At 42.8% G+C, this 14,419-nt stretch carries 15 protein-coding genes; 9 read left to right on the top strand and 6 right to left on the bottom strand.

The window, feature by feature from the left end; all coding sequences use genetic code 11:
* Positions 1 to 81 precede the first annotated feature (81 nt).
* Both HW45_RS09270 and folE read right to left on the bottom strand, forming a co-directional pair.
* Positions 82 to 1,944 carry a hybrid sensor histidine kinase/response regulator gene (locus HW45_RS09270; protein ID WP_327196409.1) on the bottom strand — a complete coding sequence of 621 codons (1,863 nt, stop codon included), beginning with the start codon at positions 1,942 to 1,944 and terminating at the stop codon, positions 82 to 84.
* A 383-nt stretch (positions 1,945 to 2,327) separates the two neighbouring features.
* Positions 2,328 to 2,981: a GTP cyclohydrolase I FolE gene (gene folE, locus HW45_RS09265; RefSeq protein WP_038226529.1), complete on the bottom strand. Its 654-nt coding sequence runs from the start codon at positions 2,979 to 2,981 to the stop codon at positions 2,328 to 2,330.
* Between the two features lie 223 nt (positions 2,982 to 3,204).
* Between folE and moeA the strand changes: the two genes are divergently transcribed.
* The 4 genes from moeA to HW45_RS09245 are packed head-to-tail and all read left to right on the top strand — an operon-like array spanning position 3,205 to position 6,378.
* The gene (moeA, locus tag HW45_RS09260; RefSeq protein WP_038226526.1) at positions 3,205 to 4,440 is read left to right on the top strand and encodes a molybdopterin molybdotransferase MoeA; all 1,236 of its coding nucleotides are present in this window, start codon (positions 3,205 to 3,207) and stop codon (positions 4,438 to 4,440) included.
* A 10-nt stretch (positions 4,441 to 4,450) separates the two neighbouring features.
* A complete protein-coding gene (gene moeB / locus HW45_RS09255; protein WP_038226523.1) occupies positions 4,451 to 5,203 on the top strand; it encodes a molybdopterin-synthase adenylyltransferase MoeB in 753 nt (250 codons plus the stop codon).
* A gap of 24 nt (positions 5,204 to 5,227) precedes the next feature.
* Positions 5,228 to 5,533, top strand: coding sequence for a hypothetical protein (locus tag HW45_RS09250; RefSeq protein ID WP_038226521.1), 306 nt, complete (start codon positions 5,228 to 5,230; stop codon positions 5,531 to 5,533).
* 11 nt (positions 5,534 to 5,544) lie between these two features.
* Entirely contained in the window at positions 5,545 to 6,378 is an 834-nt protein-coding gene (locus HW45_RS09245; protein ID WP_038226519.1) for a sulfurtransferase, read from the top strand.
* A gap of 39 nt (positions 6,379 to 6,417) precedes the next feature.
* Here the strand turns inward: HW45_RS09245 and HW45_RS09240 are convergent, their stop codons facing one another.
* Positions 6,418 to 6,939, bottom strand: coding sequence for a lactoylglutathione lyase family protein (locus HW45_RS09240; protein ID WP_038226516.1), 522 nt, complete (start codon positions 6,937 to 6,939; stop codon positions 6,418 to 6,420).
* Positions 6,940 to 7,045: 106 nt separating this feature from the next.
* Between HW45_RS09240 and HW45_RS09235 the strand changes: the two genes are divergently transcribed.
* A complete protein-coding gene (locus HW45_RS09235) occupies positions 7,046 to 7,936 on the top strand; it encodes a LysR family transcriptional regulator (RefSeq protein ID WP_038226514.1) in 891 nt (296 codons plus the stop codon).
* 10 nt (positions 7,937 to 7,946) lie between these two features.
* Here the strand turns inward: HW45_RS09235 and HW45_RS09230 are convergent, their stop codons facing one another.
* Complete coding sequence (locus HW45_RS09230; protein WP_038226512.1) at positions 7,947 to 8,930, bottom strand: sugar-binding transcriptional regulator; 984 nt, start codon at positions 8,928 to 8,930, stop codon at positions 7,947 to 7,949.
* 439 nt (positions 8,931 to 9,369) lie between these two features.
* Here HW45_RS09230 and tal point away from each other — a divergent pair, with 439 nt between their 5' ends.
* Positions 9,370 to 10,320, top strand: coding sequence for a transaldolase (gene tal / locus HW45_RS09225; protein WP_006070549.1), 951 nt, complete (start codon positions 9,370 to 9,372; stop codon positions 10,318 to 10,320).
* An 83-nt stretch (positions 10,321 to 10,403) separates the two neighbouring features.
* The gene (gene tkt / locus HW45_RS09220; RefSeq protein ID WP_038226510.1) at positions 10,404 to 12,395 is read left to right on the top strand and encodes a transketolase; all 1,992 of its coding nucleotides are present in this window, start codon (positions 10,404 to 10,406) and stop codon (positions 12,393 to 12,395) included.
* Positions 12,396 to 12,411: 16 nt separating this feature from the next.
* On the opposite strand, the gene HW45_RS30185 is transcribed toward tkt, so the two are convergent.
* Positions 12,412 to 12,540 (bottom strand): hypothetical protein, encoded by a 129-nt coding sequence (locus HW45_RS30185; protein WP_268745547.1) that lies wholly within the window; start codon positions 12,538 to 12,540, stop codon positions 12,412 to 12,414.
* 77 nt (positions 12,541 to 12,617) lie between these two features.
* On the opposite strand from HW45_RS30185, the gene HW45_RS09215 reads away from it, so the two are divergent.
* Both HW45_RS09215 and HW45_RS09210 read left to right on the top strand, forming a co-directional pair.
* Entirely contained in the window at positions 12,618 to 13,070 is a 453-nt protein-coding gene (locus HW45_RS09215; RefSeq protein ID WP_038226508.1) for a hypothetical protein, read from the top strand.
* Between the two features lies 1 nt (position 13,071).
* Positions 13,072 to 14,127, top strand: coding sequence for a GGDEF domain-containing protein (locus tag HW45_RS09210; protein WP_038226507.1), 1,056 nt, complete (start codon positions 13,072 to 13,074; stop codon positions 14,125 to 14,127).
* A 4-nt stretch (positions 14,128 to 14,131) separates the two neighbouring features.
* Here HW45_RS09210 and HW45_RS09205 read toward each other — a convergent pair.
* Positions 14,132 to 14,419: EAL domain-containing protein (locus tag HW45_RS09205; protein ID WP_160171212.1), on the bottom strand; the 288-nt coding region annotated here is incomplete at its 5' end.

Below are 14,419 nucleotides of genomic sequence, written 5' to 3'. Positions count from 1 at the left end.
CTCGCGGGTGAATAGTTACCAATGAAGAGATAGCGTTTAAGTAAGTATATTAAAAAGCCCACCTCAATTGGTGGGCTTTTTTTAAATCCATGTAGCAACCTTATCAATTAGCTCGTCTTTTGGTGTTGGCTTAACAATAAAATCATTCATACCATATTCGTTGATTTTAGTGACCGTCTCTTCACTCTTATCGCCAGTGTAACCAACGATAGGAATCGATGCATAAGATGCGTTTGATTCACGAATCATTTTAGTTGTTGTCAATCCATCGAGAACTGGCATCTCAATATCCATTAGAATCAAGTCAACATCTTCCTGTTCCAGTGTCGATAGTGCCACCTTGCCATTTTCTGCTTGGACGACATGTAACCCCTGCTTTTCTAGCATAATACTAGTGATAGACCGCAACGAATGATTATCGTCTACGATCATAACGGTACGCTTAGTCGAAATTTCGTTGTATGACTGAATTGGCATATCCACTTTCAGTTCATCAAACATTAAGTAGTCGAGCGCATCTCTAGGGGAGTTGATAAAATCTTGGTGACTGTACAATTCAATATCAACATATCTCTGGAAATAGAGATTACGAGTCGCATTCTCGTCATGGATAAATGCAATTCTAGCCTCGGTAAAACCCAATTTACCTTCTAATCTCGACATCAGAGACCAGCCATGGCGATCTAGCTCCCCATCGATGATAATCAAGTTAAACTCAAACTGATGCTCTTCACGAGCAGCCGCTTTGGATAAAGTTATAGACGTGAGATTCATATCCGCTTCAAGGCTAATTCTCTTAATGGCAGCCCCAATACTTGAGTCCTCATCACCAATGTAAAGTAGTGTTTTTGCTTTCATTAGATCAAACTTGATATTACTGATTTTATTAGAACTGTAATCCGGAAACTTGAGTTCGAACTCAGTCCACTCACCATAAACAGAACGACACTCAATATTACCGCCAAACGACATCATAACCTTTCGACAAAAAGACAAACCTAGGCCAAACGTTCCATTTTTGCCTGTCGTATAAAAATCTTCAAAGATGTTTTTGATAAGATCAGGTTCAATACCCTGCCCTGTATCACGAACTAGAATACTATTTCCATCAGCCGTTCTCTTAGCCTTAAGTGAAATTGTAAATTTAGAAGTTCCACGATGACGAAATGCATTCTTCAAAAGGTTATAGATGACATACTTCAGTAATGTGTCACTACCCAAATACTCAAAGTCACTCTCAATATCAACCTGCACTAATCTAGATTCTGAAGCATTTTTATAACCAAAGCTGTTAACTGCATTCTCTACCACTTTTTTGGCGTGATGCTTGCAAAACGTCGAGGTGGAAACGCGATTCTGGTCAATCGACGTAAGCAACAGGTCAATTGTCTCATTACCCGTCCAAATAACTTTCATTGAATCGTCTACTAAATCGTTGAGTATTTGAATTTCCTGCGCATTTAGTTGATATGTATTTCGGTAGGATGAGTTGCCATTTGGAATAATTCCTTTGATGACTTCGAAAGAAGACAATAATGCGCTTAGAGGGTTACGCATTTCATGGGCAATACCAGCACCAAACGACTTAGCGATTGAGAATTTAGCTTCATGCTCCGTTTGGTTTCTGAAGTAAAAGAGGTTACCAAACAGGTAGGTGAAGGCGAAGATTGGCAAATAGACCACATGTTCAGCAAGTTGGATTCCGCCCTCCAATTGAAGGTGGGCAATTAAACCAGCAGCTACCACACAAATAAAAGCATGTAGAAGCATTACCCTTGTGTCATACACCAAAAGAATATGGAGAAAGATAGAGGACATGAATGACAATACCCATACATCACTCCAGTTGTTCATGAGCATCATGTATGAGAAGAAAAACGGCAGACAAAATCCAATGGCAAAAAGATAGTAGTGTGGAAGAAACTTTTTTAGCTTGTTAGACATCACGTCTCTAAAAGCTAAAACAAACACTAATAGAGAGCAAAGTAATCTGAGCCACAGATTTTCATAAGGTTGGGGAAACAAATATTGCCAAACCCAATAGTACACGGGGTAACCAAGTCCTCCCATGACAACCACTAATGTGGTATTTGGTTCAGCATAACTATAAATTTTCTGAAGTCTATTCATCTACCTAATCCAACTGAAAGAGACTTCAGGCTCTAGAGCACTCTGTTCTAGTCTTATCGCGCTCATCAATTTTAACCTGCTCTTTCGGAGTAAATCCTTTATGTAATCAATAGTATGAACGAAAAGCAGTTGTAAATACAATAACGCCTTCGAAATTCGAAGGCGTTGAATAGAGACATGCATTCAATAGTCGACCGTTATCGCAATCCATGCAAAAACTCATGTCGAGTCGCGGGTTTGGATTTGAAGATCCCACCTAATGCTGTAGTAGTCGTTTCGCTGGTAGCATCCATGACACCGCGAGACTTCACACAGTAATGTACTGCATCAATTGTTACTGCGACATCGTCGGTTTCAAGCAATGCTTGTAGAGCAACCAGAATTTGTTGCGTCATGCGTTCCTGGACTTGTGGACGCTGTGCGAAGAACCTTACGATACGATTGATTTTAGACAAGCCGATGATTTTACCGCGAGGGATATAGGCGACTGCCGCTTTGCCGTCGATGGTAACAAGGTGGTGTTCACAAGTGCTTGTTACCGTGATGTCTTTAACACGAACCATCTCACTAACATCCATCTTGTTTTCGATGACGGTGATTTTAGGGAAGTTCTCGTAGTCTAGGCCTGAGAAAATTTCGTCCACATACATCTTAGCAATGCGATGCGGCGTCTCCATCAAACTATCGTCTTGTAGATCAAGCTGCAACAATGTAAGAATTTCGCGCATATGATGTTCAATACGCTCTTTCTTTTCTTCACGACTGACTTCATTTGGCAGCATCGGTGTTTCTAGCCCTCGCTCTGATAACGCGGCTTTCACCAATTTTGCTGATTCACTTAATCCTGACATCTTACTTCCTCGCACTAACACCCGTAAGGGGGCACAAGGATACTCGGAATTTTCATCAATTACACCCACAAATTCTGTATTGCTTTGTATGCATTATGATTTGAAGCATGTTTTTGGCTATTTTATCCATAGGAGTAAGCCTCTCTTCAGACAAAATGTGTTACATTCCGAAGACTTTATTGAATTAAATAGTTCCACTGAATCAATTAGGACGGCTTATCTTATGGGTTGCTGCGACGCACCAGGCTTAATGCCTATAGAAGAAGCATTGGATAAAATGCTCACACCAATTACCCCTGTTACTGACACTCTCACACTGCCGTTACCTGACGCGCTTGGGTATGTGTTAGCAGAAGACATTCTTTCCCCTATTAACGTGCCTCCCTTTGATAACTCCGCAATGGATGGTTACGCCATTCGTCTCCGTGACGTAGAGCAAAGTACTACCCTATCAATGGTTGGTAAGTCATTTGCCGGCGCACCTTATGAGGGTGATTGGCCTTCAATGACAACAGTCAGAATCATGACCGGTGCGAAAATTCCAGAGGGTTGTGATGCCGTCATTATGCAAGAAAACACCACGGTAGACGGTGATAACATTACGTTCAACCAATGTTCTCCGAAAACGAACATGAACATTCGTCCTACCGGTGATGATATTCGAGTAAATGACGTCGTATTAAAAAAAGGGGCTCGTTTGACCGCACGCGATATTCCTATGATCGCTACGTTAGGAATTAGCCACATCAGCGTCTTCCGTAAACCGGTTGTTGCTTTCTTTTCTACAGGAGATGAATTGCGCCCGCTTGGTACTGAGCTAGAAGATGGACAGATATACGATAGCAACCGTTACGGAATCAAACCGCTTATTGAGAACTTCGGTTGTGAGGCTATTGATTTAGGTATCATTCCTGATTGCCCAGAAACACTGAAGGCCACATTCGAGCAAGCGCAACAACAAGCCGACGTTGTTATTACCTCGGGTGGCGTAAGCGTTGGTGAAGCTGACTATACTAAAGATATTCTTGAAGAATTAGGTCAAATTGGTTTCTGGAAACTTGCTATCAAGCCAGGTAAGCCTTTCGCTTTTGGTGAGCTGGACAACGCTTGGTTCTGCGGATTACCAGGAAACCCTGTTTCTGCAGTATTAACTATGTATGTCCTAGTGCAACCTCTCATCGCTAAGCTTTCTGGTCACTCAGAGTGGAAAGAGCCAGAATCTATTCCTGCCATCACACGCAGCGCTTTCAAAAAAGCTCCGGGAAGAACCGATTATCAACGCGGTATCTATGCAATTGAAGATGGCCAGTTTGTAGTCGAAACGACCGGAAACCAAAGCTCAGGAGCCTTTAGATCGATGAGCTTAGCAAACTGCTTTGTAGTGCTAGAGCGCGACCGTACGTCAATTGATGTGGGAGAAACGGTTCAAATCCAGTTGTTTAACCCAACTTTATTCTAACGAGGCTATTGTGGACATACTGTCTGATGAAGAGATGCTTCGCTATAACCGTCAAATTATATTGAAGAACTTCGATTTTGATGGACAAGAAGCACTCAAACAATCTTCAATTTTGATTATTGGAGCCGGTGGTTTAGGTTGTGCCTCTAGTCAGTATCTTGCCGCAGCGGGTATTGGTTCGCTCACCTTAGTCGATGACGATAAGGTGGAGCTTTCAAACTTGCAACGACAAGTATTACACAACGATGACTCTATTGGTGTCGATAAAGTTGAGTCAGCCCGAACTGCATTGAGCAAAATCAACCCTAATGTGATGATTAAGACCATTAATCATCGCTTGGACGATACTGCTCTCGAAGCACAAATTAAAGAACACGACCTTGTTCTTGATGCCACTGATAATGTAGATACTCGTAACCAACTCAATCGCCTTTGCTTTAAACACAAAAAGCCTCTAGTCTGTGGGGCTGCGATTAGGATGGAGGGGCAAGTATCAGTCTTTACATATCAAGACGATAACCTACCTTGCTATGCTTGTTTAAGCGCACTGTTTGGAGATACAACGCTAAGCTGTGTTGAAGCTGGCGTCATGTCACCTGTCGTTGGCATCATTGGTGCTACGCAAGCACTGGAAGCAATAAAAGTCCTCGCTAACTATGGGCAGCCTAAAATAGGTAAGTTATTAATATTTGATGGTTTATCATTAAGCTGGCGAGACATGGGGTTGCCTAAATCCAAGGCCTGCAAAGTTTGTGGTGAATAGAGAGTAGCCTATGGAGAGGTACTAATGAAACAACTAACCATCGCATTTGCTATTCTCGCTGTGGGTGTTGGATTCTTGCTGCTTCTCCTATCTTCAGATTCAAATACAGAAAAAACGGAACAAGCCAAAGTAATAAGCCATGTTCTCACACAATCTTTAGACGGTAATCGTTACTACCTCATCGTGGAACATAGAGACGGTAGTAACAGCCGTGTCGCTGCGGATAAAGCAACATTATGCCCCGTAGGTTCAGAAGTCACACTAAGCTCACAACAGAGCTCAGTTTCTAATACCAAGACCTATCGCCTTCAGCATTGCCTCAACAGATAAGGAAATCATTGATGACACAACCTATTGTTTCTCCTCAATGGCTAAAGCAACAGCTAGATGCTAACAACGACATTATTGTTCTTGATGCAAGTATCGAGTTTCAAATCCCACTAGAGCCTGAAAAGGACAGAAATGGTGTGATTCCTGGTGCTCAGCGATTTGATTATGACAACGTCTTTTGCGACCCAGACAGCTCTCTTCCTCATATGATGCCGACTGAAGCACGCTTCAATGAACTGGCTTCGAAACTGGGCCTAACTAAAAATAGTACGATAGTTGTTTACGATAATTCAGGTACTTATGCTTCACCTCGTGCGTGGTGGATGCTTAAAGCAATGGGACTAAGGGAGGTTTATGTGCTCTCCGGAGGTCTACCTGCTTGGAAAACGGCTGGTTACGATTGCGATGAGGATTATTCGATTAGAGCACCCACCTCCCCTTCTCTATCACTAGATCAGCATTACTTCCTATCAGCGGAACAAGTTCTGACGTATTCCGAAAAGCAAAACGCTCATATCGTCGATGCTCGCTCTTTAGCACGCTTTAAAGGGGAAGTGAAAGAACCAAGAGAAGGTGTCAGAAGCGGTCATATTCCAAATTCTGTTTGTCTGCCTTTTGCTGAACTCATCAACAACGGCATCCTCAAACCGTTAGAAGATCTTGCTCCTTTGTATTCTGCTATCTCAGCAAGTAAACGTGAGTATATGGTGTTTAGCTGTGGTTCCGGCGTAACGGCTTGTATTCTTGCTCTTGGCGCTTATGTCTGCGGTTATCATAATTTATCTGTCTATGACGGCTCATGGACTGAATGGGGTCAACGTATTGACCTACCTGTAGAAAAGTAAAATGAAGACAAGCAGGTCTATGGGGCCTGCTTCCTTTCGCTACCCGTTATAAGCACCACTTGAGTAATGAAGCTCATAGCTATGTGAATAGATCTCTAGAATATTACCAAACGGGTCTTCCATATAGATCATTCTGTACGGTTTCTCTCCCGGGTAATAGTAACGTGGCTCTTTCATCCGTCGTTTACCACCTGCCGCGACGATTTTGTCAGCTAATCCTTCAACATCTGGGTCTTGTACGCAAAAATGAAAAATGCCGGTCTTCCAATATTCAAAGTTATCTTCTGGGTTTTGCTGATCTTTGAACTGAAATAGCTCTACGCCAATCCTGTCACCGGTGGACAGATGAGCAATTCGAAAGTGGTCCCAGCCTTCCCCAAAAACGTCTGTACACATAACACCAATAGCGGAGTCGTCTTCAGTTACGTCGGTTGGCGGCATGATGAGATACCAACCTAATACCTCGGTATAAAACTTAACGGCCGCTTCCAGATCAGGCACAGATATTCCAATGTGGCTAAAACAACGTGGGTAGGTATGGTTTGTATTCGCTGAAGTCATTAGTCGATGTCCTCTAGGTGATAACACTTGGGTATTTCGTTGTGGATTAGCCAATAGTTATCATATAACCTAAAAACTATAATCAATTGTTATCTACGAAACCGTCATGATAAATACGACTTGGCTAAATACTTTTAAAACTCTAGTAGAGATCGGGCACTTTACCCAAACGGCAGAAAAGCTCTTCATGACACAACCTGGCGTCAGCCAACATATTAAAAAGCTCGAAGCTAGCCTTAATGTTGAGTTGCTTACTCGGGAAGGAAAGAGTTTTGAGCTCACTGAGCAAGGGCGTTTAGTGTATGAATATGCCCTTGAACTAGCCAATAGGGAGAACATGTTACTTGAACGTCTACGATACGATGACCCTGAATCAGGTAACCTTAGCTTTTCAGCGTCGGGCGCTATCATTACCGCACTCTACCCAAGTTTGCTGGATCTGCAGCAACGATATCCGAGTTTGAAGGTCAATGTTGAAGCAGCGCCAAACCGTCGGATCATAGAGAGTATTAGTAATGGCACTATTGATTCTGGCATGGTCACGGCTTCGATTCAGAACCCTGAACTGTCAGCAGAGTACATAGGACAACTAGAGCTATGTCTGATTGGTAGTAGAGATGCAGTAGCTAAATTTTCGGCATCAGAAGCGATTAATCAGCTTGGCGTAGTCGATCATCCTGATGCGCAATATTACTTACAGAAATACATCGAAGACAGCCGACTCGAAGAGCTCAAGCAGGCAGAGTGGAAAGATTTTAATAAAGTCACCTATATTAACCAGCATAGTCAGATATTACAGCCTGTCTCTATGGGGATTGGTGTCACTGTATTACCTAAAGTTGCGATAGAGTATTCAGGCTATAAAGATAAAGTTAATGTTTGGCCCACTGAACATTTGGTCAGTGAACCACTTTATTTTGTAAAGAAAAAACGAAAGCAACTTGCCGCTCGGTACTCATTTTTATTGGAATTAATCAAAGCCACAGAGTTTGCATAATCTGCGGTGTTTAGTTCGGTAAATTCTTCATTTGCTCATCAAGGTTCAACACTGTTAAAGCATTACTTACACTAGTTGCCACCACATCGATTACGCCGGTACGCAACGCTCCGAGCAACGCCATTGGTTTGCTATTTTCAGAAGCGATCGCAATCACCTCTGATATCATACGAAACTCTTCCAGCCCCAAGCCAATCACTCGATCACTCATCACCGTATTGGCGGCTTGCCCCTGGATATCGAAGAAATCATAACCAGCAAAATCACCAACTACTCCCTGATTCAATCTCGATTGAACAACTTCATCAGCGGTAAACCATCCTAAATCAACCATGTAACTGTTCTCACTCATATCACCGACACCTACGATAGCCATATCTGCTTTACGCGCTAAATCTAGAGTCTGCTTGACCGTAGCATTTTGCATAAACGCTAACTTTTGATCTTTATTTTCAGCGTATGCCGGTGCATATAAGGTTTCAGAACTACCACCGTATTTTTTCGCCAACTGACGACAAATATGGTCGGCATTAAAGCGTCCCCCACGTGGATGAATTCCCCCAATCCCACAAACAAACTTACAGTCTCTAGGAGTAATAACCCCCATATGATGAGCGACAGCCGAAACGTTTCTGCCTTGTCCTACTGTCACCACAGTTCCACCTTTTAGTGTCTGTGCTAAGTAGTTTGAGACGAGTCCGCCCACTTGCATTCGCTGTGCCTCTTCATCAGCTTGGTCCAATGCAATGAGCGCTCGCTTAACTCCAAAACGTTCAATCAGACGCTGTTCGATCTTAGCACTATATACCGGATGGTATTTGACTGTGATTTCGACAATTCCTTCATCTCTTGCTTGCTTGAGAAGACGACCGATTTTTGCGCGCGACACACCAAACTTCTTAGAGATCTCCTCTTGTGTTGCACCATCTTGGTAATAGGCGACAGCAATTTCTGTCAGCAAGTCATTGCCAGTTTCGCTAATTTCACTTTTCATTATCACTTACCTAATCGGGAAAAATAGTGGCGCTCATTGGTTCACACCTTATACATATGCTCAATCATAAACAGAACTAAGCATTCGCTCAATACCATTACATTTTCTCAGGTCAAGATTTCAGCAGAAAAAGCAGCCCACAGACCTTATAAAACATGGAATCGACATTGAAGTACGCTTGCGTTATCAAAAAACAAAAATAACCTTATGAATACTACTTTTCAGACCAGTATTTCATTGACATTATTTCTGCATAGGGTAAATATGGGTTCAACATTTACTCAGAAGTGATACATATGTTCACGCATATTTGTTCACTAACACGGAAAAGGTTTATGAGCTAATCCAACGTAAAGTTGAAACTTTGGCTCGTAACATAGCATTTGTAGTATGAGGCCATTCCTCACAAATTTATGCCCTCAAGAATAGGAACGTACCGATGAGCAACAAATTAGAGCAACTTCGCAAATTGACTACTGTAGTAGCGGACACTGGTGATATCGAAGCAATTCGTAAGTACCAACCAGAAGACGCAACAACTAACCCATCTCTGATTTTGAAAGCAGCACAAATCGCTGATTACGCACCGCTTATCGACCAAGCGATTGAATACGCTAAAACTCAAAGCGACGATAAAGCACAACAAGTTCAAGACACTTGTGACATGCTAGCGGTTAACATCGGTAAAGAAATTCTTAAAACTATCCCAGGTCGCATCTCTACTGAAGTAGACGCTCGTCTTTCTTACGATACTGAAGGTAGTGTTGCTAAAGCGCGTCAACTTATCAAAATGTACAATGATGCAGGCATCGCCAATGACCGAATCCTAATCAAACTGGCTTCTACATGGGAAGGTATTCGTGCGGCTGAGATTCTAGAAAAAGAAGGCATCAACTGTAACCTAACGCTACTATTCTCATTCGCTCAAGCTCGCGCATGTGCGGAAGCTGGTGTTTATCTAATTTCACCTTTCGTAGGTCGTATTATGGACTGGTACAAGGCGAAAGAAGGCCGTGACTTCGAAGCATCAGAAGACCCAGGCGTTATCTCAGTATCAAGCATCTACAACTACTACAAAGACCACGGTTACAACACCGTTGTCATGGGTGCAAGCTTCCGTAATATCGGTGAGATTCTTGAGCTAGCAGGCTGTGATCGTCTGACTATCGCTCCACAACTTCTGGCTGAACTAGAGGCAGCTGAAGGTGAAGTAGTAGAGAAGCTTGTTGACTCAAAAGGTTCTAAAGAACGCCCAGCAGCGATGACTCATGCCGAGTTCCTATGGGATCATAACCAAGACCCAATGGCAGTAGAAAAACTGGCTGAAGGCATTCGCAACTTTGCCGTAGACCAAGGCAAACTAGAAGCAATGATTGAAGCTAAGCTTTAATCCACACGATTAATAAAAGGGGAACGTTTGCGTTCCCTTTTTAATTTCCCCCTCTCCAATATCAAATTTATTCGGTGTTTATTATGGATCGTAAAAACCTAGCAAACGCTATCCGTGCATTAAGCATGGACGGTGTTCAACAAGCTAACTCTGGCCACCCAGGTGCTCCGATGGGCATGGCTGACATCGCTGAAGTTCTTTGGCGTTCTCACTTAAACCACAACCCGTCAAATCCTGAGTGGGCGGACCGCGACCGTTTTGTACTGTCTAACGGTCACGGTTCAATGCTGATTTACTCTCTACTTCACCTTGCAGGTTACGAGCTTTCTATTGAGGATCTTAAAAACTTCCGTCAACTGCACTCAAAAACACCAGGGCATCCAGAGTATGGCTATGCACCAGGCATTGAGACAACCACTGGTCCTCTAGGCCAAGGTATTACTAACGCAGTGGGCATGGCGCTAGCTGAAAAAACACTTGCAGCACAATTCAACAAAGAAGGTCATGACATCGTTGACCACTTTACTTATGCGTTTATGGGTGATGGCTGCCTGATGGAAGGCATTTCTCATGAAGCCTGTTCTCTCGCAGGTACGCTAGGCCTTGGTAAGCTTATCGCTTTCTGGGATGACAACGGCATCTCTATTGATGGAGAAGTGGAAGGTTGGTTCTCTGACGATACTCCAAAACGTTTTGAAGCATATGGCTGGCACGTAATCCCTGCGGTAGACGGTCACGATTCAGAAGCGATCAACGCAGCAATCATTGCGGCGAAAGCAGATCCTCGCCCGACTCTTATTTGTACTAAAACCATTATCGGTTTTGGCTCTCCAAACAAATCTGGTTCTCATGACTGCCACGGTGCACCACTAGGCGCAGAAGAGATCGCGGCAACACGTAAGCAACTAGGCTGGGAGTACGGTCCTTTTGAAATTCCGACAGAAGTTTACGCAGAGTGGGATGCGAAGGAAGCGGGCGCGGCTAAGGAAGCAGCGTGGAACGAAAAACTTGCAGCGTATGAAGCAGCTTACCCTGAGTTAGCCGCAGAATTCAAACGTCGTGTAAACGGTGAACTTCCTGCTCAATGGGAGGAAAAAGCAAGTCAAATCATCGCCGATCTTCAAGCTAATCCAGCAAATATTGCATCACGTAAAGCATCTCAAAATGCACTTGAAGCTTTTGGTGCAATGCTACCAGAATTCCTAGGTGGTTCTGCTGATCTAGCACCGTCAAACCTAACTATGTGGTCAGGTTCTAAGTCGCTAACAGCTGATGACGCCTCTGGGAATTACATCCACTATGGTGTACGTGAGTTTGGCATGACTGCGATTATGAATGGTATCGCACTACACGGCGGTTTTGTTCCTTACGGTGCTACTTTCCTTATGTTCATGGAATACGCTCGTAACGCTATGCGTATGGCAGCATTGATGAAAGTGCAAAACATCCAAGTTTACACTCACGATTCTATTGGTCTGGGTGAAGATGGCCCGACACACCAACCTGTTGAGCAAATGGCATCACTACGCCTAACACCAAACATGAGCACGTGGCGTCCATGTGACCAAGTTGAGTCAGCGGTTGCTTGGAAATTTGCTATCGAACGTAAAGATGGTCCAACGTCACTGATTTTCTCCCGTCAAAACCTAGCTCAACAAGAGCGTAGCACCCAGCAAGTTGCTGATATCGCGAAAGGAGCTTACGTGCTCAAAGATTGCGAAGGTAAGCCTGAGTTAATCCTGATTGCAACAGGCTCTGAAGTTGAGCTAGCCGTGAGTGCCGCTCAACAATTGACTGAAGCAGGTAAGAAAGTACGTGTTGTTTCAATGCCAGCGACAGACGTTTTTGATAAACAAGATGAAGCGTATCGCGAGTCTGTACTTTCTTCAGATGTGACAGCAAGAATCGCTATCGAAGCGGGTATCGCTGACTTCTGGTACAAGTATGTTGGTTTTGGTGGCAAGATCATCGGTATGACAACATTCGGTGAATCTGCACCTGCAGGCGAGCTATTCAAAATGTTTGGCTTTACGACTGAAAATGTTGTAACCACTGCTAAAGATCTTCTCGCTTAAGACTAAGCTCTAAAACCTAAACGACTAAGCCGAGTATAAATGCTCGGCTTTTTTTGTTGTCGTTATCTACTTTCAATAAAGCGTTCAAGGCGAGGTTCGCTTTATTATCAGATAGTTCCTTGGTTTCATCTTGTACCTGTCTCATATATGAAACACCTCCTGCATTGATTACGCAAACATGCTTCCTACACTATCAATGTGGCAACGAAAAGGAACTTCATTATGCTCAAGAGTACGATTCTATTGTTTGCGCTATTCTCTTCCCTAGCTTTGGCCTCAAATTTAACGATGAAGAGTGAAGGTGTCACTTTCAAAACATACACAGACGAAGACTTAGCGAATATGCCACAAACTAGTATTGCAACCGAGCTACCTTGGTTAGAGGGTGAAAATCACTTCACCGGAGTTTCACTTATCGAACTTTTTGCTCAGGCAAACACACAAATCCCAGACACGATTACCTTTATCGCACTGAATGATTATAAAGTCGCAATTACCCTTAAAGACATCCAAGCTTATAACCCTATCGTCGCTAATCGGAAAAATGGTGAAAAGATGTCTGTTAGGGATAAAGGACCTTTTTGGGTGATATTCCCCATTTCTCAATTCCCTGAAATTGATACAACTGACTATCACTCTATGATGATTTGGCAGTTAAAAGAAGTCAGCTACTGAGATGCTAAATACTTATTCTATTCGTCAGTTTCCTATCAATCTGGCGAAGCTCATCCTGATCATTATCACTTCCTGCGTTTTGGCAGTGAACGTTATTACTATCGACCGTATTAACCATATTAACGAAGACCTGTCTGAGCGCAAAAATGAGGCAACGTGGTTCATACTGCAGCTCGTCAAAGAATATTCTAACTTCATTACGCAAACCCATATTACACCACTCGATACAGACAAGATTTGGCTCTCTTATGACCTCACTTGGAGTCGTTTTGACATTATTCTGAATAGCAAAGAATCCGCTAACTTTATCAGGCAAGCCAACTATCACAGCTTCTTCATTGCTCAATTCGAAAAATTCAAAGCCCTTGAGCGCTCCTTAAAACTATTACAAGAAAAACCTGAACTCCAAACTGCACTAAACCAACGTATTAAGCTCAACTTCAATGAGGTTATTCATTTTATTAATAATAAATTCCAAATAGAGAGCCCTCTAAGTGAGAAGAGTCGTACTTTAATAGAGCGTTTATTAGTACTTCAGAAAGTAAGTACTGTGGCGTTAATCGTATTGTTCATCGTTATATCAGTGATTTTCTGGATTGAGACCAAAATGAGGCAAACTATTCAGCGAAGAGATCCTCTCACACGTTTGTTAAATCGAGTTGCTCTTACGACAGACATTAAGGCGAACCTCAAAGCCCCGCACTACAATTTACTATCAATAAGAGTGCAAAATGTTGCAGAAGTGAATCAAAAATATGGCATCGATTACGGCGATGTCATTATCAAAACTGCGGCTCAAAGGGTGACTAGTTTTCTAACTGATGATTTACTGCTATATCGCTACAGTGGTGCTCAGTTCATTATTCTCGGCAAGGCAGAAGGTTCATTAATTTCCGATAAGCTAGTCCAAGGAATTAAAGAAGAGCTGTCAAAAACCATCGAATTGAGTGATATGGAGTTGGTACTCGATGTTTCTCTATCGCAAGAGGTTAATCTTAAACGAAGCAGCCTAACTGAGACACTGACGCAACTATCACGTAAAGCACTATCCACTTAACCTTTTAAGATTTATGGTCAGCAACTTTGATGCTGGTCACCTTGGTAGACAGTGTTTCATGTCGGCCATTCTTATAGAATTTACAGAACTCGGAATAACCAAGTGGTTTACTAAAGAAGTATCCTTGTAAGTAATCACAGCCAATTTCAGTCAGATAGCGGTATTGATTAGCATTTTCGACACCTTCCCCTACTACTTTAGCGCGACAGTTGTGACCCAACGCTATAATCGAGTTTAGCATGCGATCTTGATTTACTTCGTCACTAATTCGGTCGTAACTATTCACCCGCGA

Source organism: Vibrio sp. ER1A (genome assembly GCF_000733315.1).
In the GTDB taxonomy this organism is placed as follows: domain Bacteria; phylum Pseudomonadota; class Gammaproteobacteria; order Enterobacterales; family Vibrionaceae; genus Vibrio; species Vibrio mediterranei.
The sequence above is the reverse complement of the archived record's forward strand: the minus strand, read 5'-3'. Positions and strand labels throughout refer to the sequence as shown.